This window comes from Paraburkholderia terricola (genome assembly GCF_003330825.1).
GTDB lineage: Bacteria > Pseudomonadota > Gammaproteobacteria > Burkholderiales > Burkholderiaceae > Paraburkholderia > Paraburkholderia terricola.
The window spans coordinates 143,754-169,630 of record NZ_CP024941.1 but is presented as its reverse complement, the minus strand read 5'-3'; the positions used below and the strand labels follow the sequence as shown (position 1 = coordinate 169,630).

Genomic DNA, 25,877 nt, shown 5'->3' with positions numbered 1-25,877 from the left:
ATTCAACGAAACATCAAGCTATCTGAGATGAGGCATTCAACCTAAAAACCTAACAAGGTAAGAACCGGAATTGCTTCTCTACTTCATTACTGTGGATGCCGCGGTTGGACTACGAAGCTTTCACGTCGGCAGCGTGAAACGCATCCCGTACTAGAGGTAGTCAAGTTAGTGTTCGCCACCTCGCCTGAGCCGAACGGAGCATGCGAAACTGCATGAGTGTTCCGTGCGCGGTGTCACGAGAATGCGCGAGCGACACGCCCCATCATCCCGGTGTCCACCGGCGGACATCGGAGTGCTCAATCGCGACCTTGTCGCTTCACGTTCGCTGATCGCTTCGCTCTTTACGAACCTTCGACATAAGCGTCTTCAGCGTTTGCACCGAAACTTCCCAATTGTTCTCGCCCAGAACCTCGGCAAGTTGTTCCGGCGAAGCGCCTTCTTTACGCTTCGTCTCGAGTAAGGGAAACAACACGCGCACGATTTCGATCGCCGTGTACCTCTTCGGGGGCGTGAACGCCTCCAGGCCCGACCGGAGCGCGTTGATGTCAAGTTCATTGAGCGCACGCTTCGAGCTGTCGCCTCGCGCACGCGACATCACCTCACCCATTGGGCCATGCTTTCCATTTCCGTTCATGTTCATGTTCGTTTCCTGTAAAAATTCTGTTGGCACCGTCCACCCTCCGATACCTGAGGACCTGGTATCTCACGAATCGTTGACCGCCCCGAAACACGCGCCGATCAACGACGAATCAATCATGACGCCCGTCTAGACCACTACGTGGCGGACCGGCGGTCAGGCACTGTTCGGGCTGCCGGCAACGTTATGTCCCGTCCAAGGGATCAGATGGCAAGCCGGTGTAAGAGATGCCCCGCGGGCTTGCTGGATAAGGGGAAGAGCTACCTCGGATATGGTTGAAGAGCTATCTCTGATAGGCATCAACGCTTGCCACCTCTGCCCGCGGGGAACACCCTTACTGGGGTCTGCGTCTGGACTCGGCTCTGCCAGCCCTTGCCCTATCTGGCTTCGTCGACGGCCTACGCCCCATGCCAAAGCGTTTGCACTTCGACAAAGGCTTCACGACAACGTATCGATCCCTCCGCGCCATGCAACAAAGCGCGCGCGTCAACGTCCCGCACTTTTCTGTCTCGCTCTGTTCGATCTTCCCGGTCACCACCGAACCATCATCGAGTTTTCGGCGAGAACGCTTCAGGTTGCGAAAGGAACCACGGCCTTTGGTGACGGACTCTACCCAGTATTGACCGACTTGATCGCCCAACCAAACGTCGGTCGTCGGCGTCGACCCCTCGAACAGAAGCACCATGTGCAGGTAGAACCCGGTGCAAGCCCATTCGATCCGCCACACGTACCCGACCATGCTCCCGAAGATTGACGGCTTCGCACGCATATTCGTGCAAAGACGGTCCCGGTCGGTTATCACCGTGGCAACTTGGTGTTGCGGTATCGGTTCGTGCGTGTCAGCAGCATTAGCCTCGCTGCCGTACAGGAACGCCATGTCTTCGTCGTGCTCCCGCGCAATCGCCGTAGCGAATTCGAACATCTGCCCTTCGTCGACGCACGAACTTCCGTAGCAAAGATCTACATCGACTGGCAAGAGTGATCCATGTTTATCAAACAGCGTCTCAACATATTGCCGAACGTTCCGGTCGTTTTCGTCGCTGGTGTTTTCCCAGTCGTTGACCTGATTGACGATGCCAACACGCGTACCTTCTTCACGCAGGCACCTAACGAAGTCTTCAAACACCTCCCCTTCAATCGAGCAGCTGTCGAATTGCCGGCTCGGACCTCGCAAAGTACACTGACGAATTGCGTGCTTTGCGTAGATGGCAAAGAAAAGATCAAGGAGCGGCGAATAGCTGTACCGGCGCGAATACACGCGCGCCATCCCTCCGAGCAATCCGAAGTACCGGGCCAACGTCGATGCCTCGATCGCCTTCTTCCTACCGTTCCGGTCAACGATTCTGTACGCCACGTCCTTCGTCCGGATCACCTGTTGCACAAACGCAATGACTGAATACAAGGAGCCCTGCGTGAAGCTATGCAGGATTTCGGAGTCGCGATCACCGAATACGCGGTTGTGCACTTCCTTGAAGGCAAGTGCGTCGTCCATCAGTTGCTGTGCTCGTTCTGCATCGAGCCATTCTTTTTTTGGTGCCATGTCAAAGTCCTTTTCGCGTCAACCGCCTACGGCATTCGACGCGATTAATGTTGGTCTCCACCGCCATTCACGGCTGTGCATCTACTTGCTTACGTCGATCACGATTTTGGCTGCGATCAATCATCAACTAGTAGTACTGATCAACCTTCGAAGTGTTCACCGGCCGTTGCTTCGATTGCTACCACCAAATTTCGGTTGGCGAAGTCCCGCAAGTCTGTGCATAAAGGGCGCCACCGCGCCCAGGTTCGGTCAGAACTGCACGCCCCAGGGATTTACGTGACGCCGCGGGTGAAAATAAGCCGGATTGAACTCGACCCACGTTGACTTCCCGAGCGAAATCCGGGCGTAGTTCGAGGAGCACAGCACCGTCAGCGCCCGTTCTACCGCCGCCTTACTCAAGCCCATCTCAGGCGCGTATGCACGCAACTCGCTACGTCTGAGAGACAATGCTCCTGTTCGATACACGAACCCATGCAGCCATTGTTCGAGGCGATCGGCCTCCTCGTACTCTTGTGGCACATTCGGCTGTGGTATGAAGCGCAGCTTGTATTGCTCCGTATGCCAGCGTACGACTGTCACTGCGCACTCAGTGGTTTCTGCGGAGATGTGCCCCGACATCCGCTCGAATGCGTGAAAAGCACCAGCCAGGCGCGCAGCGTTCTCCATCTGCCGTGCGCCGTGCTCCGGCAACAGAACGAGATCTCCTCCCGGCATGGTTCGCACCATGTTTTCGTTGTGAAACGACGTAAGGCAGCGTTCAGCCTCTGCTACAAAACTAAGCTCGTGTCGGTCCGTCATACCGCGTGCGATGCCGGATTCCGCTTCGTCGAGGTGGCCGTTCACGAGATCGTTCCATTCCGACATATCGACTTCCGGCACTGTCCCCTCCGGCATGAACCGCGGCGACGCCATATGGCAAATATGGACTACGAGTACGCGGCTGGCACTACCGCTACTGCGGAGTAGTTGGGCGTGGCGCGCATCAAAACGCGCAGTCACTTCCGGCTGCGTCAGGATCGCCATGCTGAGGTTCGGCGATTCGACGACAATTCGACCGCCCCTTTTTGTGTCGGTGATGATCGGCGCGTCGTCAAATCCCCGGTTGAACACCGGGATGTTCTGCACGAAGCGGGGGTTGCGTGGCAAGGCGCCTTCATCATCCAGCACCCCGGCCGCCAACCCACCTGGCATGCCGCAAACAATTGCCTCTGGAGTCGCATTGTGAAACAGCGAGAGCGGGGCCTTGGATTTCGGGGTAAGGCTGTCGCCTTTGGCCGCTGCGCGAAACACCCGATCGTGGAAGGGCTCGTACGCGAGATCCGCCGTCAGAGAGCGCCCTTGTGCCGAAGGTGAAGTAATCCAGCTCATGTTATTCACTGGTTTGTGGCCACCGCCCGGCAGTCTGATGCGGAAGCGCGGTGAAACCGCCAACGCGGCACCATTGTTAAGAATCGGGATGGCAATCGACGGAGTGATCCTCTTTGCATCAGTCAATCTCGTAGCAATGCGCAGGAGCCTCGGCGGTAGCGCTTCCTTGGGAAAGCGAGCCGGATCGACGGACAGAGCGCAGTGGATGGAGTGAAGCACGATTACACCTCCGTCGCCGCCTCAACAGCGGCCGACCCATTCAGCAGCTTTTCGATCGCGGCGATTGGCCAAGCCAGCTTGCGTGATGGCAGGCGAACCGGGCGGATACCCGAGTAATGGCCGTTCAGACTGTGCGACTTGAGCATCGTTTCCGGCGCGACCAACAACATCAGTGCGGCAACGGCGGTGTCAACGTGACTGGGACGGATGTAAGCGTGCTGAACAACCGGCCGAGGTGGTTGGTTGAGAGGCAGGCTGCGATCCGGACTGTTCGCCTGGGTGATGACGCGTTGCTGCATTTTTTCGCTCCTAGCAAAGTACGAAACAAAAGGGGGGTTTCGCGTCGCAAGAGCTGGGGCGATCTAGATCAAATTCTTTCGATCTAGATCGCCCCAGATCACTGCAAACAGCGTGGAGCGAACAATAGTCGCGGGCTGGAGGCTTCGGAAGCTTCGCGAAGGCTATCGAAGACGATCGAAGCTTGCGGTAGGCTATCGAAGCTTATTTCCGTGCGTCGCTCTTCTCAAGCGCGTCCCGCACGTCGAATTAAGCGCAAGCCGAGAGACTTTTTGGTAAGGACGGCAAGTTCCTTCTCGTCACGTGAATATTGATCTTTTGTGTACATGAGCGAGCCGTTCTCATCCAACCCGCCTGTAAAAGGTAGTTCGCCGGCCAGTGCGAGCTCCCGAAGGGCCTGCCAGACTGTAGGTGTTCGATAGGAATCAACCGATGCGATAGCCTTGTCAATGACATCGTCCAATTCATTCCGTCGCTGCTTTTGCCTAACAGGGTTAGGTACAACGGCATCGACATTTACTGCTATTTCGCCGCTCGGAATTGAAGCCACTGAAATCTGTGACGTTGACTCTGGCTCCCCTTCGTGCCCCTCGCGCAGTGGCTCCTTCGCTCGGAAGAATTCGAGCACCTCTTTCGTCTCGAAACCAAGGGCATTCAGCCACTTGCGATCTTCTGCATTGAAAGCCGCAGAATCAGCTGTAGTCGACCACTGGGTCAATTGCTCTCGTCCAGACAGGAAATCGTTGAATCGATCCTGGTTGTAGGAAATCACGCGCGCCAGTATGGCCATAGCCCGATTCCTACCTTCAGCGTCGAGACGGACCGGCTGGCCTGTCACGCTCCAGTTTCGCCACACTGGACTGCGATTCGCATGCTCCATCAGTTCCCAATGCAGCCGACTCGCCGCAAACCAGCGACGATAAAGAGATTCCATCACCGCGGCCGGTGGCAACCCGCGCTGGAACCGAGACATCACCGAGTTATTGAGCAACTTCTCAATGAAATCTTCGATCTGCCTGGCCTCTTCCTCAGGAATCTCAACGCCATGCCGGGCGATCAAGCTGATCACCTCGTCGAGCGTGATACACGGCTTGTCGGGCAGGTTTTCCTCGTACAACGGTTCAGCGATACGCTGGACCTTCGGAGCTTGCACTGTCATGGATGTTCAGGAACCTGTAGCGTGTTGAAAATCGGTCCAGTGGGTCGTTACTTGCTTTGGGCACCAGCCAAGGATCTCTCGCTCAGCTGGATAGCGTCAACCTCAGTTCGCGTAGCTTCCTTGTTCATTGAACAGTCTGCAAGCCTCGGGCTCAAGCTAGAGCGCCAACCTTAGCGCGCGCCCGAATTAACCTGTAATAATCTGGCAAAATGAACGATCGTCTCGAGTTTAGCTCGCGAACGGGGATCAAGAATGAATGACGGGCGGATACAGGGATCTTTGCGTCCAGCTGACGGACAGGTGCGTTACTACCTCGAAACTGAGGTGATGCATAGCCTTAGAAGGGAGGTGGTCAATGGAACCTCCCCGATTTTCCTATGCGGTGAGATAGGAGCCGGTAAGACGACGCTGATGTTTAAGCTCTCCCGGGAATGGGAGGCCACTGGGCGCCCGAGCGCGTACGTTAATCTGACAGACGTCGAGAGCATTGCAAACTTGGTTGATGCTCTCGGCCGGGTGCTGCAGGATCGTATTGCTCCGCGCGTTGTGGCGAGTTCGTCCGAAAGTGCACTGGAGTCAGGGGTTGAGGCGATTGTGGGTCATGCTGACGATGCGCTGATATTGCTCGATGATTTCCAACGAACGGGCGAATCGATGAGTAGTATCGCGCAACTCGCCTTGCGACTCGGACAAGCTGGTGTTCAGGTAGTGGTGGCAACCATTCCAGATGCCATGGAAGAAGTTCGTCGACGATTCCCGGGCGCCCGTTACGGACGAATCGACGCCGTGCCATGGAGCAGGGCCGAACTGGCCGAATACCTCAAAAGGATCGAACCTGAAGCTTCAGAAGAAGTGATTGATCGTACCGCGCATATCTCCGCCGGCAACCCGCGGCTCGCACTGCTGACGCTTTCGCAAATCGTCGCGGGAACTGACGAAGGTACGATCGAGCAGGAGGCTGTAGCCCCCCGACAAGCGCGCGAGGTGCTCGAAGCGCTGTTAGCACGTCATGCCGATCGCATCGGCGTACCGCTCGATGCGCTCGCGCGCCCTCTGATCCGCCTGGTGCTGAGTGAAGGGGCGGGACTGAGAAAGAGTGAACTGACGTCTGACAGCTTGCGCATTGCTGAACTAGCACCAGTGGTCGATGATGGCGACTACATCCGCCTGCTCGACCCAACATTAGGTCCGGAGCTCATTCGCGCAATTGGCGTGATGCCGCCCGCGACGTCGTGCCTTGGCGATCTTGACTTCGGCGCAGAGGAGGCCGAACGGGATCCGCTTTTGGCCGATCACTTTGTGCCACCAGCCGGGCTAGATGACCTACTCAACGGACGCAGAAACATTGTCGTCGGGGACCGTGGTGCGGGTAAGAGTGCGCTGTTCGCCACCCTTGCGGATTCCGAGGATGTGGAGAATGGCAAAGTCTTAATATTGAAGCTCGAGGATCCCGCAGAGTTCGTGTTGCGCTTGGAGTCTGATGGCAAATCTCTGTCTACCGCCGATCAGTTCCGCGCAGCGTGGCTGCTATCGGTCGCAAGTACACTGGCGGTCCATCTGAGAACCGAGTCGCCCACTCAATCCAAGTTGGCGGCCGAGTTGCGCGAGGCTCTTCCTGGTATCGCCAACAAAGGCGAGCGTGTGGGACCGTTGAAGCGCCTTTTGAAGTGGTTGACGCATGGCTCGTTGAAGATTCAGTTGGGGCCCGTGGTCTTTGACCCACCCAAGTCGGCCGGGAAGGTTCACGGCGGGCGGCCGATCGATCTGACTGAGTTTCTACGCGAAACGTGCGCAGCACTGAAGGCTGAAGGGTGCAGGGTGATTGTCGCGGTCGATCGCATCGACGAGGTCCACAAATACCAGCGACAAATTCAGGAGCCGTTGGTGCAGGGACTGTTCCTCGCCGAGTCCAGTCCCGCGCATGGTTCCGAGATCACTCTAATGATTTTCATTCGGAGCGATCTGTTTGAGACCTATGACATCCAGGAGAAGAACAAACTGGTAACCCGCAGACTCAACCTGCAGTGGCAAACCGAAGCGCTGATCAAGATGATGCTTGATCGCATATTCGCGAATCCGATCCTCCAGCGCCTTAGGAATGTCGCATTCGACGGCGACAAACCTCTGGTTGGCGATGCGTTGCGACTTCTGTTCCCGGCTCAAGTCGACGGGCGCCCATTCGAGGAGTGGCTCTGGCATTCAACGCGAAACGGGAATGGACGTGTCTCTCCACGCCAATTGATCTTGCTGCTCGTACTGATGCGAGACTTGCCGGAAGCGGCTAACTATCATCTCGATACCGTGCCGCTGTTCAGCGAATCGATTCTGCGTTCCGCCATGACGAGATTATCGGAACTCAGCTTCGATGAGGCCACCGACGATTTCCGTGTTGCTCCGACGTTTCTCCGGAATCTGCGTGCAGGGAGGATCGACGATTTCGCGCTCAGTGAAGTTCAAAACCTGTTCTCGCCGGATGAGGGATCGGTGGCTCAACAAGTCGAAATGCTTGAGCGTCTGGGTATTGTCGAGCGGGTAATCGTGCGAGACGCGCAGAATGTCGCGCAGTCCCGCATGCGCTTGCCGGCTCTGTATACGAGATGTTGGCGGCCGTGATGGTCGTGACGGCCCACTGAAGAATCGGCAGCCATTCCCCCGGATACTCCGTCGTCCAGCTACATTCCCCAGTTCGATCGTTTGCCCACCGCCTAACTGCGGAAGCTCAACGCCGGACCGCGTTCGGCCAACACTAGCGGCCGCAGACGCGGCTGTCAGACCAAAGACTCCAGACAGGCTGTGGCCGGTCGGGGCGCCGTGATCAACAGCGGTTAGCGGCCCGATGCAGACTTTCGGTCTTTCGGTCGACAAAGATGTAGTCGTTCGGCGACACGTCTGTCGCGGGCGCGGTTGCTGACATTCCGACCGCAATTCGAAGGCCGCCGTTCGGCGGGCGAGGCGGCGAAGAACCGTGAAGGATCGACAGATGAAGTTCGCAGCACTGCGGGTCGCGCGACGAGCTGGCCACCCCAGACGAACTTCCGGATGTGGTCAGTTGCGGTTATTCGACCTCGTGGTGCAAATCGCGGCCTACAGAAGAAAGGCAACAGAAGAGAAGAGAAAACCAGTTACGACGAGAGTTGCCAAATTCACCTGCCTCTAGATTGCGGATGCACACGCGCTAAGAAGCGCATTGTTTCCTAGCCAGTCCGAGCTGGCGATGAGACCGGTCCAGCGCTCGTAAGATTTGATGGGGGCGCAGCTTGCCCACCATGACTGGTGGCGATGCGGGCTGGCCTCGACCGCTGATTACATGAGCTCGAACGGGGACAACACGCCTGCGAGGCGCGTCAGATCCTTTCCGTCGACGCAAAGGGTCTCGACGACGAGCCAGAGCGAGGGGCCGTCCTGGCCGGGCACAGCAGCGAGCGCCTTGTCCGTCGAGTCCGTGGCGCGGAGGATCGCTTCCGGGTGGACGTCCTTCAATTCCATCCCATCTGCGATAGCAGCGTCGATCGACTTTCCTAGGCGTTCCGCCTTCTTTTTAACGCCGACGTTCAGGTATCGCGCGAGTCCGAGCTCCGATATGAGATACCAGGTGTTGCCGATCCGCACAGGCAGGAATGAGAAAGAGTGCATGAGCATTAACTGTCTTGCGTGCGCCACGGGCTGCCAAGGCTCGACCGTGATTGGCGACTTGACCATTACGTCGCCCACGTCAGGTTTGCCGTTCGTCATCAAGGCCTCTTCGAGTCCAATGCACAGCTCGATGGCTGCTTCAGTTGCGTGTCGGGCGTATGCCCCAGTATGCATCGCGTCGTTACGGGCCTGTTTGACTGTCCGGTATAGCGCCTCGAACGTCTTGAAGGTCGCCGGAAATGTCTGCGGCAACAGTCCGAACAGAGGTGAACCCTGAGCACACTCTGCGATCCGCTCCTTGTATTCTCCCATGGCCTCCTGTCTGCCCAGCAGGCGCAGCCCGAGCGCTTCGATGACAAAGCAGATTTCCGTAAAGCTCTCCGAATCCGCGAGCGCAGCGTAGCGGGCGGCTCGCAGCTCGTCACGGTAATACACGCGCTCACCTGCGCTGAGTGGGCGCAGGGGCGGTGGCGGCTCTTTTGCCATCGGTACACTCGTCTCCGGGTGAAAATAGATGGAGCACGATTGTAGAGCTGCAGACGCAGGCCGCTCGCACGATTCAGAAAAAAGAAATCAGCATTGCTCGAAACAAAGCGCATATCCGCTTTCACGCGAAGCATATTCATCGCCAGAGCAAAGCCGCTGTGGCGCAATGCGAGGCCGACCTTCTGGCCTTCTACCCTACCTGACATCGCGCGTTTCCGAGTGCGTGCTGGGCGTTTGGGCGCGGCAGAACGTGCATACGGTGTTCGAGGTCGAACTTTTCGCGTCGGGCGCATCAAGACTTTCGCCCCTTCGAAAAGTGCTCGCCGCCGGCCACCAGCTGTTTCATGTGCCGAGACTCCGCGCAAAGATTGTGCTGGACCACAACGGCTTCGTGAGCGTCGGCAGCCGGAACCTCGGGCGCGGCTGCACTCTAACCGCGAAGTCACCGCGACACTCCATGACCGCGAGTCGGCCAACGCCGTGGCCGGCCGAGTGGAGCCCTAGCTCATCGCGCGCGTGCCCATCACTGCGGAAATGATCGGCGCTGCTCGGCCGGGCGATCTAGTTGTTCAAGGCAGCGCAGACGCGTGCCGCCGAAACGCAGGGCGCGTTCGAGCCGGCGTTTGCGAGGCGCGAGGCAGAGGAGCTTGAGCGGCAACGCCTTGCGGCCGAACGCGAGACGCACGCCGCTCGATTGGCATGGCACATGCTCTCTTCTCAGATCACCAAAATGCGCCGCCATCGAGTGAAATTTATGCTCGCGTTCCGCTACCAGATCGATTACGTTTGCGGCGACTCGCAATCAAAGAACGCCTGATCCCTGTGGGGTGGCCCTTCGGGCCTTGTCGAGTTCCACGGTCAGCGACCACGCCGAGCTCCCGACACGGAGGGAGATAGATCGAAGTGGAACAAATTTGGTTACGCAGCGGTTACACGGGCCGCAGAAACACAAAAGGGTTACAGGCAAAACACCTGTAACCCTTTGATTTTATTGGTGGAGAGGAGGAGGATCGAACTCCCGACCTTCGCATTGCGAACGCGACGCTCTCCCAGCTGAGCTACCCCCCCAATGTGCGAACAATTCTAGCACAAGCATTTTCCGTTTTGCCAAGCGCCGCGGCACGCCAAAAGTCACTTCGATGGCGCGCCGGCAAGCACCCAATCCACCACCGTGCGAATGTCCGCATCGCTCATCGATTGATGCGCCGGCATCGGAATCATGCCCCACACGCCGGAGCCGCCCTCCTTCACCTTGCGCGACAATTTCGCCGGCGCTTGGACGTCACCCTTGTACTTCGCGGCGATCTGCTGGAACGACGGCCCGACCAGTTTGCGGTCCACCGCGTGACATCCCATGCAGGCATTCGCGTTCGCGACCATTCGACCACGCGGCGTATCGTCAGCGTGCGCCGTGGATACGAAAGCACTCGCCGCCACGCCAAGCGTCAATGTGGCAGCAAAGACAGCCACGCCCCGCTTCACGGCGTCGTCGCCTTCGGATTACCCGGATGCACCGAGTTCGAATTGGTAACCGGCGCGGGCGCCTGCTGTTCGAGCGGGCGCGAACTCACCGACGAATCCGGAATCGCCCCGATCGTCGGAGCGCTGGCGTCCGGTTGCGACGCGGCCACCGGCGCGGTTCCCGCAGCAGCGGCTGCGGCCGTGGCTTCCTGCGGCTGGATGTACTGGAACACCTTCACGACCTGCGTCACACCCGGCACGCGGCTCGCGACGTCGGCGCCGCGATTGCCTTCGTCCATCGTGACGAGCCCCATCAGATAGACCGAGCCACGCTCGGCCACGACCTTGAAGTTGTTCGCCGAAATATTCTTCTCCGCGATCAGCGCGGTCTTCACACGCGTCTCCAGATACGTGTCGTTCGTGCGCGACGAGAACGAGGTCGCCGGCATGATCGCCAGTTCGTTGACGATCGTATTCACGTTGTTCAAGCCCCGCACGATGGTCTCGGCGCGCTGCTTCGACACTTCGCCCGGCACCTCGCCGGTCAGCAGCACGCGGCGATTGAACACCGCCACGTTGACGTGCGCCGCGTCCGGCAGATTCTGGCTGATCTGCGACAGCGCCTTCACCTGCAATTCACGGTCTTCGGTCTGCGCGCCGAGCGTGCGCCGGTCGGTCGCCACCAGCGCGCCGCCGCCCGCCGCGCCGGCAACCGCAAGGAAGCAACCCTGCAACGTCGCGGACAACCCCGCCGCGAACCCAACCACGAGCACGGTTCTCACCAGTGTCTTCTTGACGCGGAATACGCTCATCAACCAGCTCTCCTTGAATCAGTCAGTCTTCGCCCAGCAACATGGCATCGATGCCGTCGCACAGACAATGGATGGTCAGTAAATGCACTTCCTGGATACGCGCGGTGCGATCGGACGGCACGCACACGTGGATATCGGTGTCGCTCAATACGTCCTGCATGCGCCCGCCGCCCTTGCCGGTCAGCGCGACCACGATCATTTCGCGCTCGTGCGCGGCCTCGATCGCGGCGAGCACGTTGGCGGAATTGCCCGAGGTGGTGATCGCCAGCAACACGTCGCCCGGCTGGCCGAGCGCCCAGACCTGCTTCGAGAAAATCTGCTCGAACGAATAATCGTTGGCGATCGCGGTAAGCACCGACGTGTCGGTGGAAAGCGCGATCGCGGGCAGGCCCGGACGCTCGCGCTCGAACCGGCCGATCAGTTCGGCGGCGAAATGCTGCGCGTCCGCCGCCGAGCCGCCGTTGCCGCACGCCAGAATGCGGTTGCCGTTGGCGAGCGCGGCGAACATCGTGTCGATCGCGGCGGCGATCGGCATCGACAGGGTTTCCAAGGCTTCGAGTTTGACTGCCGCGCTATCGCGGAAGTGTTGTTGAATGCGTTCGACTGACATCGAGTCTCTATCTTTCTACCGCGAATGGACCGCAGTGCGCGGCCGTGTTGTGAAGTCGTATTGCGAAGTCGCGTTACGTTGACGAGCCATGCCGGTCATGCAGCGCACTCATCGGTCGCGTGACGAACATCGCGAGACACGCTGCTGGCCGCATCGTCGGCATCGCCCCGTGGCCCGCACGCGAGCGCAAGTTTATCGCACTCACGCGCCTTCTCAGCGCATGGCGTCAGACTTCGTCTGCGCGAAACGCATCGCGCAGCCAGACAAGCCGACCCGCTTCGAACGCAATCACATCGAAACGGCATGCAGGCTCATTTTGTGAACACTGGCTGCGACTCGCCAGATAATGCCGCGCGGCGCGCACGATCCGCTGCTTCTTCTGCCAGCCGATACTCGCCGCCGCGCCGCCATAGTGCCGTTGCGCCCGCGCGCGGACTTCGACGAACACCAGCGCGCCGTCGCGATCGCGCATCACGAGATCGATTTCGCCGCCACGGCACGACACGTTACGCGCGACGAACCGCAAGCGCTGCCGCTGCAAGAATTCCTGCGCGCGCGCCTCGAAAGCGGAGCCGACGAATTTCGACCCAGTTGATCTCGAAAAGTTGTGCCGGTCGGCGGATGCGCGCCGCGCCGGCGGGCCGCCGCCCGGATCGCCCGGCCCTGCGTGGCACAATGGCGGCCTTCTTCCGTCTGTTTGCGTCTTCTGCCTCATGACTCCTCTCTCCGAACTCGCGCAAGGGCAGCAGTACCCCACCGCCGCGCTGTATGTGGTGGCGACGCCGATCGGCAACATCGCCGACGTCACGCTGCGCGCGCTGCATGTGCTCGGACTGGTGGACCGCATCGCCGCCGAAGACACTCGCAACACAGGTCAACTGCTCGCGCGCTACGGCATTTCCAAGCCGCTCGTCGCGGTCCATCAGCACAACGAGCGCGCGGCGGCGCAGCGCCTGATCGAGCATCTGCAAGCCGGCGAACGTGTCGCCTACGTGTCGGATGCGGGCACGCCGGGCATCTCCGACCCCGGCGCGAAACTCGTGGACGCAGTACGCGAAGCCGGCTATCCGATCATTCCATTGCCAGGCGCGAGCGCGCTCGCGACCGCATTGAGCGCGGCCGGCGACTGGGTGGCGACGTTCTCGTTCCTCGGCTTTCTGCCACCGAAGGCAAAGGCGCGCGCCGCGACGCTGCAAGCGCTCGCGAAGCATCCGCACGCAATGGTGTTCTACGAAGCGCCGCACCGGATCGTCGAAACGGTGCAAGCCTTGGCCGACGCTTTCGACGGCGAGCGCAAGCTGCTCATCGCACGGGAATTGACGAAGTTACACGAAGCGCTGCATTGCGGCACCCTGGCCGAAGGGCCAACGTGGCTCGCGGCCGATCCGAACCGGCAGCGCGGTGAATTTGTGCTAGTGGTGGAAGGTGCGCAGCCCGAGGCCGCCGGCGAACACGATCACGACGCTCTGCTGGGCATCTTGCTGGAAGAACTGACGGTGAGCAGCGCGGCGAAAGTCGCGGCGGCTATCACCGGAGCGTCGCGCAATGCGCTATACACCCGCGCATTGGCGCTGAAGAAAGACGAAGCATAAACAGAGGGCAACAGGGGCAAACAAAAAGGGCCGCACAGTTGTTCGACTGTGCAGCCCTTTTCGTTCCTGCGGCAACGCGTGAGCATGATCTGCCCATCGTGCCGCGCGGCAACCACGAGCGCGCGCGAAACACGCCCGCCGTCATCACTTTATTTCTCCGCGCTCGGTCCCGACGCGTTCGACGCCAGCATTTCGTTACGCGCGGCGCGTGCTTCCTGCTGCGTCAAACCCTCGATCTTGACCCGCGCCGTACCGGCGTGGCGCATGTCGAGTGCGTTCGCGGCGGCCATCGACAGATCGATCACTCGGCCGCGCGCGTACGGGCCGCGGTCGTTGATACGCACGACGACCGAGCGCGAAGTTGCCGGATTGGTCACCCGCACAAAAGAACCGAGCGGCAACGTGCGATGTGCGGCGGTGAGCGCATGCATGTCGTAACGCTCGCCGTTGGCGGTGCGGCGGCCATGGAAGGCGCGGCCGTACCACGACGCGCGACCGGTCTGGCGGAAATCCGCGGCGGCGGGGCCGTCCTCGGTAAGAGGCTTCGCGTCGGCCAGCGACGGACCTTGGGCCGCGGCGCCAGATGCCGGCGCGCTACCGAAGGCTTGCGGCCCGAACGAGGTCGCTTGCGCGTTTTTCGTGCTCAGCGGCGCACCGCTTGCCGAGGTGTTGCGGGCGTCCGGAGGGGTCGCACAGCCGGCCAGCACAAAAAAAGCAAAAAGAGTCCCCAGACCACGGGATAACCGAGTTTTCATAAGACGTGTAATCACATTGTCGAGCCGCATCACGCGAAAGTTGAGCGTGTTGCCTGCGACTCCGGCGATAAGGGACGACAACGCGCCGCGCAGATGAGCGCAGTACGTCAAAGCCCGGATGCGGCTAACCAGCCGCTACCGCACGGTTAATTTTCACGTCTGGCGCAACCTGTCCCCGGCAGCCTGACCAGACCCCACATGCCGCCATCGAACGTGGCAAACACGTTCTTGCGCGCGAAACTCAGCGCACAGGAACGGCGGCGTAGGCCCCACCCAGCGTCACGGACGTTAAGTCCGTAGCAGGCGCGCGGCGCCTGGCTGGGCAAGACGTGTGCATCGAATGCATCGATACCTGACGGCCGCCGACAACTGCGGCGGCCCATACTTGACTGGCGATCCCGCGCCCCTTTTGTGATGGGGACGCATCGCCGTGTGGCATGCACAATGACCCGTGCATAGCGGCATTATACCTAAAAGAAATTTTTGAGACGGCAAGCGACTGAAAACCTTGATGAATTTTCACGCGTGCTGCAAAAATGAGCAGACAAAAGTCGCCGACCACGGACCTCGGCGGCCTCCGCGAGAGTCGGCAAGAGGCCGGTACAATCAGCGTTTTACCTGCGGCGCCGTCACTCATGAAAGTCACCTTGATCCCTGTCACGCCGTTCCAGCAGAACAGTTCGCTGCTCGTGTGCGAGGCGACCGGACGCGCGGCCGTCGTCGATCCGGGCGGCGACCTCGACGTCATCCAGGGCGAGATCGCGCGCCAGAACGTGACGGTCGAAAAAGTCTTCCTCACGCACGGCCATATCGATCACTGCGCCGGCGCGAAGACGCTCGCCATGCACTACGGCGTGCCGATCGAAGGCCCGCATCCCGACGAGCGGTTCTGGCTCGACAAGCTGCCGGATCAAAGCACCCGCTTCGGTTTCCCCGCCGCCGACGCGTTCGAACCGGACCGCTGGCTGCACAACGGCGACACCGTGCAGTTCGGCGACGAAACGCTCGAGGTTTATCACTGCCCCGGACACACGCCGGGTCACGTGGTGTTCTTTAGCCGCGCGCATCGGCTGGCGCTGGTGGGCGACGTGCTATTCGCCGGTTCGATCGGCCGCACGGATTTTCCGCGCGGCAATCACGCGGACCTGGTGCGTTCGATCCGCGAAAAACTCTGGCCGCTCGGCGACGACGTGACGTTCGTGCCCGGCCACGGGCCCACCTCGACGTTCGGTGACGAGCGCCGCACCAATCCGTATGTCGCCGACGGAGTCGAGGCATGAGCGAAATCTATGTGAGCACCGACGTCGAAGCGGACGGTCCGATTCCCGGCCCGCATTCGATGCTCAGTTTCGCCTCCGCCGCCTACACGGAAGACAAGCAGTTGATCGCCACTTTCTCGGCGAATCTCGAATTGCTCGAGGACGCCAAGCCGCATCCGGTGCAGGAAGCATGGTGGAAGACGCAGCCCGAGGCGTGGGAAGCCTGCCGCAAGGACTTGCAGCATCCCGCGGCCGCGTTGACGGCTTACGTCGACTGGGTCGAGGCCTTGCCGGGCAAGCCGGTATTCGTGGCGATGCCGGCGGGCTTCGACTTCACCTATATGTTCTGGTACATGATGCGGTTCGTCGGCCGCTGCCCGTTTTCGTGGTCGGCGCTCGACATCAAGACGCTTGCGTTCGCGATGACCGGCCTGCCGTACCGCAAGAACATCAAGCCGCGCTTTCCGAAACACTGGTTCGACGAGCATCCGCATACGCATGTGGCGCTGGACGATGCGATCGAACAGGGCGCGCTCTTCTGCAACATGCTGAAGGACTTGCGCGCGACCCAGGCGGCAACCCAGGCCGCGGTACTCGCAACAGCTAAAGATGGGGACGGCTCAGGACAAAACGCCGCTGAGGAACCGGCAAATTAGGGAATCTCCCTCGTTGGAGCCGTTTTAGATTGCGTTTCGTTTTCGCGCCCTCTACCATGCATGATACGGCGACGCAAACGGAGGCGCAGTTGACACTCGATACGTTCTCTCAAAAAATCCTGCGTCTGCTACAGCTCGACGCGCGCCGTTCGGTGCAGGAGATTTCCGACCAGGTCGGCCTGTCGAGCACCCCATGTTGGCGGCGTATCAAGGACATGGAGCAATCGGGGGTGATCCAGCGCTACACGGCGCTGCTCGATCGCGAAAAGCTGGGGCTGCATGTTTGCGCGCTCGCGCACATTCATCTCACGCGCCATACCGAAGGCGGCGTGGAGCAGTTCGAGCGGGAAATCGCCACCTGTCCGGAAGTCACCGAGTGCTACAGCACGACCGGAGAATCGGACTACATCCTCAAGATCGTCGCGCCCGACATCAAGGCGTACGACAGCTTTCTGCACGAACGCATCTTCAAGATTCCCGCCGTCGCGCAGGTGCGCACGAGCGTCGTGCTGCGCGAAATCAAATTCGACACGCAATTGCCGCTGTAAAGAAGAGTGGATTCCGCCGCCGCGCTCGATCCTTGGCGCTTCGGTTTATCTAGTGACGCCGTTCGTGCCCGCGCCGCGATCAGGTGGTACTGTGCCGCTCCGCGCCCTTCGCGCGCGCGATCGACCCACCGCTCCCCGTCACTGCCGCCGAATCGGATCCGCCGGCCGAGGGCGCGTTCAATTCCTGCAGTACGTCGAGTTTGCGGGCGCCCAGGCGACGCTTGAGCGCACCTAGATCGACGCGCGCTAACCGTCGCCCGCCGTCCGCGTCGGAAACCAGCGCGGGCAACACCACTTCGACGTCGAGTCCCGTGCTCAGGTAGTGGATGTTGACCGCTGCGGCTTTCACGCCGGCCGCGGCCAAGGCGGCGTCCACCTCGGCAACCACCCGCTCCCTGGTAGGCAGATCGACTGGCGGACGCGCGAGCGCATCGTTCTCCGGATCGACGTGAATCAGAGCGTCGAGCACGCGATTGTCGGTCAGCACCCGCAAGCGCGCCGACTCGGCGATGTAATGGCCCTCCGAGACCGAAATCAGCGGATCGACCAGAATATGCGCGTCGACAAGCGCGAAGTCGCCCATCTTGCGCGTGCGCATTTCATGCACGTCGCGCACGCCCGGCGTGGAGAGCAGCAGCGCGCGCATGTCGGCGGTAGCCGACTGATCGAGCGCGCGGTCCGAGAGATCTTGCAGCGCGTCCCAACCAAACATCCAGCCCATGCGCGCCACCATGAAACCGACGATCGCCGCGGCGATCGGGTCGAGCAGGCGCACCCCGGCGAGACTGCCGACAATGCCGATCGCCACCACCAACGACGACGCCGCATCGGAGCGCGCATGCCAGGCGTTCGCGATCAACATGGCCGAGCGCACGCGCTGCGCTTCGCGCAGCATGTAGCGAAACAGGCTCTCTTTTGAAATCAGCACCAGCACGGCGACGACGAGCGCGCTCATATGCACGGCCGGGATGCTTTCCAGATCGGCGAGACGCGTGCCGGCACGCCACAACATGCCGACGCCCACCGCAATCAGCAATCCGCCCAGAAATAACGAAGCCACCGTTTCATAGCGGCTGTGTCCGTAATTGTGATCCGCGTCGGGCTTTGCGCCGCTGTGCCGATTGGCGATCAGGACGACAAAATCGGAAATCAGATCGGCGAGCGAATGGATGCCGTCCGCGACGAGTGCCTGGGAGTGAGCAAACACGCCAATGAAGATTTGCAGCGTCATCAACACCGCGTTGAGCGCAATACTCACAAGGGTGCTTTTGCGCGCAACGTGCTGTTTCTCTGCGGACTGGACTGCGGCGACGGAAGGCATCGGAGAAGCAGATGAAAAGTTCAATCCCTGTATTCTACCCGCCGCATCTCGAAAACGAGCGGAAAATGCCAGAAATATCCTTTCAAATCAGTTGCTTATCTAAACGAAAAGCATTCGTGTTCGAACCATTTCGAGCGTATGCAAGAGACCGCGGCAGCACGCTGACGCAATAAAAAAACCGCGCCCTGACTGGTACGCGGTTTTTGTCGGACAGCAACGCATCATGTGCGCGGCTGATTGAACCTATTTGTACGACTATTGATGCGATGGGATTATTTCTGAATTAGAAATTTATCGCGGTCCAGACCGGCGATCCAGCGCGGCGGCTTGCCACGGCCCGACCATGTGCTACCGCTATCCGGGTCGCGATATTTCGGTGCGACACCTGCACGCGGACGCCCGGCTTTAGCGCCCTTGGCAGCCCGGCCGCCACCGAGTTCCGCCAGCGTAATGCCGTAATCGGCCATTTTCTGCTTGATCTCATTCAACACTTCCGCGTATTCGCGCGACTTCGCTTCTTCGATCTGCTTTTCAAGCTTCTCGCGCTGTGCGAGTAGTTCCTTGTAGGAAGACATAGATTCCCTTTGTGGTTCGGATAAATGACTGCCAGTCTTAAGCCGGCTTGCCCTTGTAAGTGATCATGCCTCGGAATTTGACGGCGAGATTAACACAAAATAGAAAGACAATAAAAGCGGGCGGAGAAAATTAATTCAATTTCGTTTCGAAAAATTTCGGATCAACGTGGGGTTGCGCACATGTTCCGAATAGATGGATTGAGATTTTTACAGAAGCATTCCAACCGGTATCAGTAATTATTGGATTAATTATCAAAAAATGAAACTTAAGATGTCGATCCAGCATCAACATTTCATTTCATGACAGCTTAGCTGCAATCCCGTAACATATTGTCAGACTTGTTGCGCGGTGTTATTGCCGCATGCGTGTTTTCCCGGCATGGCAATGAATCACCTAATTGGCGTGTCGCCGCATGCAATCTTCCACTGCCGCATGCAACGCTTCGCGATCGCGTTTGGCGTCCTCGAAGGCAAAGCGGCGGCGTGCTCCGTTCAGTTTCAGATCGGCGCCATATCGGTCGAGGCCGAGCAGTTGCACACCGTCGACGCCCTCACGATAGTCGCTGAAGTGCGCGAGCAGCGCGCTTTCCTCGTCGAAACCGAGCGGCGGCAGCGGATCGAGTTCCGCGCCGTCGAGCCATCCCATCGCACCGAAGCCGCCGATATAGCGCAAACGCTCGATTTGCAGGGTCCAGAACGTGAAATCGCCGAGCGCGAGATAGCGTTGCGCATCCGGGTGATAGCGCAGATAGCGCTGCACGACCTCGGGAGCCGGGTCGATCGCTTCGAAGGTGCCCAGCAAGGTCACGCGCTGACCGCTCAGCACGTCGCCGTCGGGTGCGTCGACGACGAGGAAACCGGCGCGCGGGTCGGCGCGCAGATTGTGCGTGTGCTCGGCGAGCCGGCTGATGAGAATCGTCGGGCGATGCCGCGGGTCCGGCGCGAACGGCAGCACGGTGGGATAAGGAAAGCCCTCCGGCTCGCGAGCGTGAGTAGCCAGCGTGCCGACGGCAGTCGTGTGCAGCAGATGCAGCGGAGCATGAGCGGGAATGTTCAAGTACGCGTTCCTCGATGGATAGCGGACGCCCCTAATGCGTCCGTCACGTATGGCTCAAATAATCGTAGGCGTTCAAGTACCGGCTTCCAAGTCTCCTGAAAGCGCCTCGCAAGCATAAGCCCGGCCGCTTCGCTAGAATCGGAAATTCACCGCAACGCGCTTTCCGCGTGTCATCCGTCCACGGGATCTCAGTGTCCGACCGCTCTTCCGACTTCGCCGCCCTTCCTGCCGCTCACCGCGAACTGTCCGACACAGCCAGGCAGCGGGCCCGCCTCGCCACGATGGCCGTGTTCTTCATCGCGGGGATGATGTACGCGTCGTGGGGCGTGCACGTGCCGACGGTGCGCGACCGCTTCCATCTGAATGCGGCGATGCTCTCGTTTGCGCTGCTCGCGGTGGCGGGCGGCTCGATCGGCGCCATGGCGGCCAATGCGTCGTGGATCGCGCGAGTCGGCACGCGCCGCGCCTGTCTCGCTGGCGGCCTCGTGATGGCGGCGTGCGCGGCGCTGATTCTGATCGTGCCGGCGTACTGGCTGCTGCTGATCGTGCTGGCGATTTTCGGCGCGGGCATGGCCACGCTCGACGTCGCGATGAACGCCGAAGCCAGCGCCGTCGAAAAGGCGCTCGGCAGGCCGATCATGTCATCGCTGCACGGCATGTTCAGCGTCGGCGGGATGTTCGGCGCGGCGGCTGGCGGCGCGTTGCTGTCGCGCGGCATGGCGCCGGCGCTGCATCTCGCGCTGGCCGCGGCGGTCAGCGCGCTGGTTCTGATCGCCGCCTGCCCCGCCGTGCTGCCGCACGTGCCGCATGCCGAGCATCCCGACGCCGCCACGCCGCGCGCCAACCGCTGGCGCTCGCCGGCCTTGTGGGCGCTCGGCGTGATGGCCCTGGTCGCGCTGATCGCGGAAGGCGCGATGTACGACTGGGCCACTGTCTATATGCGCGACGTCGTGCTGAGCACGCCCGCGCTCGCGAGTGCCGCGTATGCGGCGTTCTCGGGCGGCATGGCGGCGGCGCGCTTCGCCGGCGACGCGGTGCGCGCCCGCTTCGGCGCGCCACAACTGGTGATGGCGAGCGCGACGCTCGCCGGCGCCGGAATGGTCGGCGCATTGCTGCTGCCCAACCCGGTGGCGGCGCTCGTCGGCTTCACGCTGATGGGGCTCGGCCTCGCGAACATGATGCCCGTGCTGTTCGCGGCGGCGGCGAGCGTCAAGGGCATTCACGCTGCGGAAGGACTCGCGCACGTCGCCGGACTCGCATACTTCGGGCTGCTGCTTGGACCGGTGATCATCGGCGCCGTGACGCAGGCGACCAGTTTGCCGATCGGCTTGTCCGTGGTGGCCGTGTGTTGCGCATTGATCGCGATTGCCGGACCGAAGGTGCTGCGTCGTTTGAAGATCTGACACGAGCGCGGGCCGCGCACGACACCCAGCCTATCCATTCACGCGCGGGCAAACGATTGCGCCAGCGCGGCGCCTTGAATCGGCATATCGACCACGCATAAAAGAAAAGGCACGCGAGCCCTACGGCGCGCGTGCCTTTTAACCGCTCGACCGAAGACAGACAAACGCTGCCTTCGGACATGCAGTCTTACATCTTCACCACGTCGAGCAGCGTCTTCTTGCCCGACTTGTAGTTGTACAGCGAGATCACGCCATGCTGAAGATCGCCCTTCGCGTCGAAGGTGGTTTCGCCGATCACACCCTTGTAGTCGGTGCTCGGCATCGCTGCCAGGATCTTCGCCGGATCGGTCGAGCTCGCACGCTTCATGGCGTCGACGACGATGTACACCGCGTCATACGTGAACGGCGCGTAGATCTGGATCGGCTGACCGAAACGCTTCTGATACTTGGCGAGGAACGCCGGGCCGCCGGCCATCTTTTCGAGCGCCATACCGGCTTCCGAGCAAACGATGTTGTCGGTTGCGTCGCCTGCCAGGTCGGCCAGCTTGTCGGTACACACGCCGTCGCCTGCCAGCACCTTGGCGCGCAGGCCGAGCTGCTTGGCTTGCTTGGCGAAGGGGCCGCCGGTGGCGTCCATGCCGCCGTACATGATCGCGTCCGGGTTTTCGCCCTTGATCTTCGTCAGAATCGCGCGGAAGTCGACAGCCTTGTCGTTCGTCGCGTCATGCGACATCACTTTCAGGCCCAGCGACTTGGCGGTCTTTTCGAATTCGTTTGCGAGACCCTGGCCGTAAGCGGTCGAGTCGTCGACGATCGCGACGCTCTTCACTTTCAGACCCTTGGCGGCGTAGTTAGCCAGCGCCGGACCTTGTTGCGCGTCGGTTGCCACGACGCGGTACGTCGTCTTGAAACCTTGTTGCGTGTAGGCCGGGTTGGTTGCCGACGGCGAGATCTGCACGATGCCCGCATCGCTATAGATCTTCGAAGCCGGGATCGACGTACCCGAGTTCAGGTGGCCGACCACCGCGACGACCTTGTCGTCGACCAGTTTCTGCGCGACTTGCGTAGCCGTGCGCGGGTCGGCTGCATCGTCTTGCGGATCGAGTTGCAGCGTGACCTTCTGGCCGCCGATCGTCAGGCCCTTGGCGTTGATTTCTTCAACTGCCAGGCGCGCGCCGTTTTCGTTGTCTTTCCCCAGGTGAGCGATACCGCCAGTGAGCGGCGCAACGTGACCGATCTTCACGACCGTGTCGGCTGCAGCCGTTGTTGCCAACGTTGCGAACAGCATCGCCGCAGCGCTGATGGGCAACAGCTTTTGAATCTTGATGTTCATGTAAGTCTCCAGTTTCGGTCCCAAAAACAACGTAATCGCCTGTGCCCCCGCTTCACCAACACGTGTCGCTCAATCCCGTGGACGACCACGCCGGTTGCATCGTTCATGCACTTGGCAAGCACGTTTGCCGGACTGTTTGTGGCAGGCGGCAAGCCGTACTTGCGCGCAAGTGTAGGCCATCAAATTAATTTGTGGGGCTTTTTTGAGGAAGTGGGATCAACACTAATAGCGTTTATCCAACAGCGACCGATTCCGACTGGACGCATCGACTGGAAAGCACCAACCCATGCGGGTTTCCGCTATGTGAGGCTTTCGTCTAACCGCGCGGCTCAACGCTTTTAGCGTGTTAAACCGTTAATGCTTCGGTCATGTTTTTTGCCTAAAAACAGGCTTTATACGGGCGCGCGCGAGACGCGTGCGAACGCGCTCGAATCACACCGAAGCAAATGCGCCAGCGCGACGATTCGCGCCGGCCGCCGAAAGATGAATCATCGAGCATGGTCATTCGCCGCACGCGGTTCTCACCGCGCGCCGCGCTTCGTCGAGTGCGCCTTCGCGGCGCAGGGGGCGTCCTGCAAGGCGTTTCTTTTGGTGGCAAACTGACCGCCCGCTTCAGGCATTCAAGCCTTGGCTTCATTCAGACCGACCTCGCGCAGCGGCGCATGGGTATATTGGAGAGCAGCATGAGCACGACTTCCCGATGGATCGACATCCCCGCCGGCAACGACAGCTTCGGCGGCTACCTAGCGTTGCCCAATGGCGGCAAGGGACCGGCCGTCATCATCATCCAGGAAATCTTCGGCGTGAACAGCCATATCCGCTCGGTCGCGGATCAGTATGCGCAAGACGGCTACGTCGCGCTCGCGCCGGACGTGTTCTGGCGCGTGCAGCCGCGCGTCGAGTTGACGTATGACGGCGCGGATCGCGCGAAGGGCATCGAACTGCTGCAAAAGACCAACGTCGATCAGGCCGTCGCCGATATCGGCGCGACCGCCGCGGCGCTGCGCGCCATGCCGGAAGTGACCGGCAAGATTGCGGCAATCGGCTACTGCTTCGGCGGACGGCTCGCTTACCTGGCGGCGGCGCAAGGCACGCTCGACGGCGCGGTCGCCTATTACGGCGGCGGCATCCAGAATCAGCTCGAGCAAGCGGCGAAGATCAAGGTGCCGATGCAATTCCACTACGCCGAACTCGATGCGAATATTCCGGTGTCGGCGGTCGGCCAGGTTCAGGAGCGCTTCGCCGGCCGCACCGATGCCGAGTTTCACATCTATCCGAACGCCGATCACGGCTTCAACTGCTCGGACCGTGCGTCGTATAACCAGCGCGCCGCCGCGCTCGCGCATGGCCGCACGCTGGCCTTCCTCGGTGAGCGGCTGTAATTCGCCGGCTATAACTCGCGAAACTCGCGGCTGTGACCCGTGGCCCGTGACCGTCACGCGCGCTTTTGATCCGCGCGTGCAGTTCACCCCCGCAACTCAGGTACTCTCCCCACAGACGGCGCGCCGTCCTCCTCGATGCATGGCGATGAACCCCGCCCAGCGAATCTCCGGCAGAGCGGTTCGTCGCGCGCATAGGCAACCGGCAGGTCCAACACTCGACTCGCGAGGGCTCATCCGTGGTGCAATCCGACTATCTCGCCCATGACGCCATCGGCCTCGCCGAACTCGTGCGAACCCGCGAAGCCAGCGCGCGCGAATTGCTGGACATCGCGATCTCGCGCACCGAGGCCGTCAATCCCGCGATCAATGCGATCGTGCTGAAGGACTACGACGCGGCGCGCGAACGCGCGTCGCGCGACGACGCGAAGCGGGCAAACGGCGCGAACCATGCCGACAGCGACCGCGCGCAAGGAGCACTCGCAGGCGTGCCCTTTCTGATCAAGGATCTGGGCGCGCCGGTCGCCGGGCTGCGCATGTCGATGGGCAGCCGCCACTATCGGCACTTCATTCCCACCGAGGACGCGCCGGTGGTCGCACTCGCGAAAGCGGCCGGCCTCAATATCTTCGCGAAGACCAGCACGTCCGAGCTCGGCCAGATGCCTTATACGGAACCCGAACTGTTCGGCGCGTGCCGCAATCCGTGGAATCTCGACCATACGCCCGGCGGTTCGAGCGGCGGCGCGGCAGCGGCGGTCGCGGCGGGCATCGTGCCGCTCGCGCATGCGTCGGACGGCGGCGGCTCGATCCGCATTCCCGCGTCATGCTGCGGACTGTTCGGTCTCAAACCCTCTCGCGGGCGCGTGCCGCGCGCCACGCCGAGCGCCGCCGGCGAACTCGGCGTCGATCATGCGGTATCGCGCAGCGTGCGCGACAGCGCGTTGCTGCTCGATCTGCTGGCGGGCAATGCGGACAGACCGTCCGGTGCGCCAGGCACGTTCCTCGGTGCGAGCCGCGAACCCTGCAAGCCGTTGAATATCGCCTACGTCACCGAACCGATGCTCGCGCCTTCGCTCTCCGCCGACTCGCGCGCCGCGCTCGAGGACGCCGCGCAACTCGCGCGCTCGCTCGGTCACAACATCGAGCCCGTCTCGCTCGGCATTGATTTCGCGGCTGTGCGCCATGCGTTTCTGACGCTCTGGTCGGTGACCGCCGAAGAACTCGTGCTGAACGCCGACCGCATCACCGGTCGCAAGCCGCTGCGCGAGGAATTCGAAATCTCGACGTGGGCGATGGCGCACGTCGGCCGCAAACTCGGCGAACGCGGCTTGCCCGCCGCGCTCGAGGAACAACGCCGCATCACCGAACGCCTCACCGATCTGCTGCACCGCTACGACGTGATTCTGTGCGCGACGCTCGCGGCGGCGCCGATCAAGATCGGCGAGATGCAGCCCACCTCCGCGGAACGCATGCAGATGCGCGCCGTCACCGCGATGCCGCTCGAACCGCTAATGAAAAAGCTGCTGATGGAAGCGTCGAACAAGGCATTCGCGTGGGCGGGATGCACCGAGCTGTTCAATCTGAGCGGGCAGCCGGCGATGTCGGTGCCGCTTTACTGGAACGCGCGCGGCCTGCCGGTCGGTGTGCAATTCGCCGCGCGTGACGGCGGCGAGGCAACGCTGTTTCGGCTGGCCGCGCAACTCGAAGCGGCGCGGCCGTGGTTCGACAAGCGGCCGCCGCTGATGCCGGCGCGCAGCTAGATGGAGTAACGCCCGCT

The 25,877-nt window shown here is 61.1% G+C and carries 24 protein-coding genes and 1 tRNA gene; 9 read left to right on the top strand and 16 right to left on the bottom strand.

Annotated features, from left to right (window positions below):
• Positions 1–316 precede the first annotated feature (316 nt).
• The 5 genes from CUJ90_RS00770 to CUJ90_RS00750 form a co-directional block, all read right to left on the bottom strand.
• Positions 317–640: a hypothetical protein gene (locus CUJ90_RS00770; RefSeq protein ID WP_244219946.1), complete on the bottom strand. Its 324-nt coding sequence runs from the start codon at positions 638–640 to the stop codon at positions 317–319.
• Between the two features lie 331 nt (positions 641–971).
• A complete protein-coding gene (locus CUJ90_RS00765; protein WP_244219945.1) occupies positions 972–2,177 on the bottom strand; it encodes a DUF3296 domain-containing protein in 1,206 nt (401 codons plus the stop codon).
• Between the two features lie 249 nt (positions 2,178–2,426).
• Entirely contained in the window at positions 2,427–3,764 is a 1,338-nt protein-coding gene (locus tag CUJ90_RS00760) for a DUF3987 domain-containing protein (protein WP_114161727.1), read from the bottom strand.
• Between the two features lie 2 nt (positions 3,765–3,766).
• Positions 3,767–4,063, bottom strand: coding sequence for a hypothetical protein (locus tag CUJ90_RS00755; protein WP_114161726.1), 297 nt, complete (start codon positions 4,061–4,063; stop codon positions 3,767–3,769).
• A gap of 224 nt (positions 4,064–4,287) precedes the next feature.
• On the bottom strand, positions 4,288–5,220 hold the full coding sequence (locus tag CUJ90_RS00750) for a hypothetical protein (RefSeq protein WP_114161725.1): 933 nt from the start codon (positions 5,218–5,220) through the stop codon (positions 4,288–4,290).
• A gap of 411 nt (positions 5,221–5,631) precedes the next feature.
• Between CUJ90_RS00750 and CUJ90_RS00745 the strand changes: the two genes are divergently transcribed.
• Positions 5,632–7,833: a glycosyltransferase gene (locus CUJ90_RS00745; protein ID WP_244219944.1), complete on the top strand. Its 2,202-nt coding sequence runs from the start codon at positions 5,632–5,634 to the stop codon at positions 7,831–7,833.
• Positions 7,834–8,523: 690 nt separating this feature from the next.
• Here CUJ90_RS00745 and CUJ90_RS00740 read toward each other — a convergent pair.
• Positions 8,524–9,339: a CBS domain-containing protein gene (locus CUJ90_RS00740; RefSeq protein ID WP_114161723.1), complete on the bottom strand. Its 816-nt coding sequence runs from the start codon at positions 9,337–9,339 to the stop codon at positions 8,524–8,526.
• 565 nt (positions 9,340–9,904) lie between these two features.
• On the opposite strand from CUJ90_RS00740, the gene CUJ90_RS00735 reads away from it, so the two are divergent.
• Positions 9,905–10,156 carry a hypothetical protein gene (locus tag CUJ90_RS00735; RefSeq protein WP_114161722.1) on the top strand — a complete coding sequence of 84 codons (252 nt, stop codon included), beginning with the start codon at positions 9,905–9,907 and terminating at the stop codon, positions 10,154–10,156.
• A 175-nt stretch (positions 10,157–10,331) separates the two neighbouring features.
• Here the strand turns inward: CUJ90_RS00735 and CUJ90_RS00730 are convergent.
• From CUJ90_RS00730 to CUJ90_RS00710, 5 genes are all read right to left on the bottom strand, one after another.
• Positions 10,332–10,407, bottom strand: a tRNA-Ala gene (locus CUJ90_RS00730).
• A 63-nt stretch (positions 10,408–10,470) separates the two neighbouring features.
• Complete coding sequence (locus CUJ90_RS00725; protein ID WP_114161721.1) at positions 10,471–10,821, bottom strand: c-type cytochrome; 351 nt, start codon at positions 10,819–10,821, stop codon at positions 10,471–10,473.
• On the bottom strand, positions 10,818–11,612 hold the full coding sequence (locus tag CUJ90_RS00720; protein ID WP_073432383.1) for a BON domain-containing protein: 795 nt from the start codon (positions 11,610–11,612) through the stop codon (positions 10,818–10,820). The genes CUJ90_RS00725 and CUJ90_RS00720 overlap by 4 nt, the downstream gene beginning before the upstream one ends.
• A gap of 22 nt (positions 11,613–11,634) precedes the next feature.
• Complete coding sequence (locus tag CUJ90_RS00715) at positions 11,635–12,222, bottom strand: phosphoheptose isomerase (RefSeq protein WP_114161720.1); 588 nt, start codon at positions 12,220–12,222, stop codon at positions 11,635–11,637.
• 226 nt (positions 12,223–12,448) lie between these two features.
• A complete protein-coding gene (locus CUJ90_RS00710) occupies positions 12,449–12,898 on the bottom strand; it encodes a YraN family protein (RefSeq protein ID WP_422879694.1) in 450 nt (149 codons plus the stop codon).
• Positions 12,899–12,935: 37 nt separating this feature from the next.
• Here CUJ90_RS00710 and rsmI point away from each other — a divergent pair, with 37 nt between their 5' ends.
• Positions 12,936–13,814 carry a 16S rRNA (cytidine(1402)-2'-O)-methyltransferase gene (gene rsmI / locus CUJ90_RS00705; protein ID WP_114161718.1) on the top strand — a complete coding sequence of 293 codons (879 nt, stop codon included), beginning with the start codon at positions 12,936–12,938 and terminating at the stop codon, positions 13,812–13,814.
• A 149-nt stretch (positions 13,815–13,963) separates the two neighbouring features.
• Here rsmI and CUJ90_RS00700 read toward each other — a convergent pair whose 3' ends face one another.
• The gene (locus CUJ90_RS00700; RefSeq protein WP_422879706.1) at positions 13,964–14,569 is read right to left on the bottom strand and encodes a septal ring lytic transglycosylase RlpA family protein; all 606 of its coding nucleotides are present in this window, start codon (positions 14,567–14,569) and stop codon (positions 13,964–13,966) included.
• Positions 14,570–15,204: 635 nt separating this feature from the next.
• On the opposite strand from CUJ90_RS00700, the gene CUJ90_RS00690 reads away from it, so the two are divergent.
• The 3 genes from CUJ90_RS00690 (at position 15,205) to CUJ90_RS00680 (ending at position 17,032) form a co-directional block, all read left to right on the top strand.
• Positions 15,205–15,849, top strand: coding sequence for an MBL fold metallo-hydrolase (locus tag CUJ90_RS00690; protein WP_083084918.1), 645 nt, complete (start codon positions 15,205–15,207; stop codon positions 15,847–15,849).
• A complete protein-coding gene (locus CUJ90_RS00685) occupies positions 15,846–16,484 on the top strand; it encodes a 3'-5' exonuclease family protein (RefSeq protein ID WP_114161717.1) in 639 nt (212 codons plus the stop codon). Before CUJ90_RS00690 ends, CUJ90_RS00685 begins: the two co-directional genes overlap by 4 nt.
• Positions 16,485–16,573: 89 nt before the next feature.
• A complete protein-coding gene (locus tag CUJ90_RS00680; protein WP_012431468.1) occupies positions 16,574–17,032 on the top strand; it encodes an Lrp/AsnC family transcriptional regulator in 459 nt (152 codons plus the stop codon).
• Between the two features lie 79 nt (positions 17,033–17,111).
• On the opposite strand, the gene CUJ90_RS00675 is transcribed toward CUJ90_RS00680, so the two are convergent.
• The 3 genes from CUJ90_RS00675 to CUJ90_RS00665 form a co-directional block, all read right to left on the bottom strand.
• The gene (locus CUJ90_RS00675) at positions 17,112–18,353 is read right to left on the bottom strand and encodes a cation diffusion facilitator family transporter (RefSeq protein WP_114161716.1); all 1,242 of its coding nucleotides are present in this window, start codon (positions 18,351–18,353) and stop codon (positions 17,112–17,114) included.
• A 272-nt stretch (positions 18,354–18,625) separates the two neighbouring features.
• A complete protein-coding gene (locus CUJ90_RS00670) occupies positions 18,626–18,928 on the bottom strand; it encodes an H-NS histone family protein (protein WP_073432391.1) in 303 nt (100 codons plus the stop codon).
• A 394-nt stretch (positions 18,929–19,322) separates the two neighbouring features.
• Positions 19,323–19,985: a HugZ family pyridoxamine 5'-phosphate oxidase gene (locus CUJ90_RS00665; protein WP_114161715.1), complete on the bottom strand. Its 663-nt coding sequence runs from the start codon at positions 19,983–19,985 to the stop codon at positions 19,323–19,325.
• A 191-nt stretch (positions 19,986–20,176) separates the two neighbouring features.
• On the opposite strand from CUJ90_RS00665, the gene CUJ90_RS00660 reads away from it, so the two are divergent.
• Positions 20,177–21,388: an MFS transporter gene (locus CUJ90_RS00660; protein ID WP_114161714.1), complete on the top strand. Its 1,212-nt coding sequence runs from the start codon at positions 20,177–20,179 to the stop codon at positions 21,386–21,388.
• Positions 21,389–21,575: 187 nt separating this feature from the next.
• Here the strand turns inward: CUJ90_RS00660 and CUJ90_RS00655 are convergent, their stop codons facing one another.
• Positions 21,576–22,721, bottom strand: a complete 1,146-nt coding sequence (locus CUJ90_RS00655) for a branched-chain amino acid ABC transporter substrate-binding protein (protein ID WP_073432394.1) — start codon at positions 22,719–22,721, stop codon at positions 21,576–21,578.
• 683 nt (positions 22,722–23,404) lie between these two features.
• Between CUJ90_RS00655 and CUJ90_RS00650 the strand changes: the two genes are divergently transcribed.
• A complete protein-coding gene (locus CUJ90_RS00650; protein ID WP_114163403.1) occupies positions 23,405–24,103 on the top strand; it encodes a dienelactone hydrolase family protein in 699 nt (232 codons plus the stop codon).
• Between the two features lie 239 nt (positions 24,104–24,342).
• A complete protein-coding gene (locus tag CUJ90_RS00645; RefSeq protein WP_114163402.1) occupies positions 24,343–25,860 on the top strand; it encodes an amidase in 1,518 nt (505 codons plus the stop codon).
• Positions 25,861–25,877 lie beyond the last annotated feature (17 nt).

Excerpts from the sequence above, each read along its gene's own strand:
- CUJ90_RS00700 (WP_422879706.1), bottom strand. The coding sequence starts at position 14,569 with ATGAAAACTCGGTTATCCCGTGGTCTGGGGACTCTTTTTGCTTTTTTT.
- CUJ90_RS00655 (WP_073432394.1), bottom strand. The coding sequence starts at position 22,721 with ATGAACATCAAGATTCAAAAGCTGTTGCCCATCAGCGCTGCGGCGATG.
- CUJ90_RS00675 (WP_114161716.1), bottom strand. The coding sequence starts at position 18,353 with ATGCCTTCCGTCGCCGCAGTCCAGTCCGCAGAGAAACAGCACGTTGCG.
- CUJ90_RS00765 (WP_244219945.1), bottom strand. The coding sequence starts at position 2,177 with ATGGCACCAAAAAAAGAATGGCTCGATGCAGAACGAGCACAGCAACTG.
- CUJ90_RS00690 (WP_083084918.1), top strand. The coding sequence starts at position 15,205 with ATGAAAGTCACCTTGATCCCTGTCACGCCGTTCCAGCAGAACAGTTCG.
- CUJ90_RS00755 (WP_114161726.1), bottom strand. The coding sequence starts at position 4,063 with ATGCAGCAACGCGTCATCACCCAGGCGAACAGTCCGGATCGCAGCCTG.
- CUJ90_RS00685 (WP_114161717.1), top strand. The coding sequence starts at position 15,846 with ATGAGCGAAATCTATGTGAGCACCGACGTCGAAGCGGACGGTCCGATT.
- CUJ90_RS00740 (WP_114161723.1), bottom strand. The coding sequence starts at position 9,339 with ATGGCAAAAGAGCCGCCACCGCCCCTGCGCCCACTCAGCGCAGGTGAG.
- CUJ90_RS00720 (WP_073432383.1), bottom strand. The coding sequence starts at position 11,612 with ATGAGCGTATTCCGCGTCAAGAAGACACTGGTGAGAACCGTGCTCGTG.
- CUJ90_RS00650 (WP_114163403.1), top strand. The coding sequence starts at position 23,405 with ATGAGCACGACTTCCCGATGGATCGACATCCCCGCCGGCAACGACAGC.
- CUJ90_RS00750 (WP_114161725.1), bottom strand. The coding sequence starts at position 5,220 with ATGACAGTGCAAGCTCCGAAGGTCCAGCGTATCGCTGAACCGTTGTAC.
- CUJ90_RS00770 (WP_244219946.1), bottom strand. The coding sequence starts at position 640 with ATGAACATGAACGGAAATGGAAAGCATGGCCCAATGGGTGAGGTGATG.
- CUJ90_RS00670 (WP_073432391.1), bottom strand. The coding sequence starts at position 18,928 with ATGTCTTCCTACAAGGAACTACTCGCACAGCGCGAGAAGCTTGAAAAG.
- CUJ90_RS00715 (WP_114161720.1), bottom strand. The coding sequence starts at position 12,222 with ATGTCAGTCGAACGCATTCAACAACACTTCCGCGATAGCGCGGCAGTC.
- CUJ90_RS00745 (WP_244219944.1), top strand. The coding sequence starts at position 5,632 with ATGTTTAAGCTCTCCCGGGAATGGGAGGCCACTGGGCGCCCGAGCGCG.
- rsmI (WP_114161718.1), top strand. The coding sequence starts at position 12,936 with ATGACTCCTCTCTCCGAACTCGCGCAAGGGCAGCAGTACCCCACCGCC.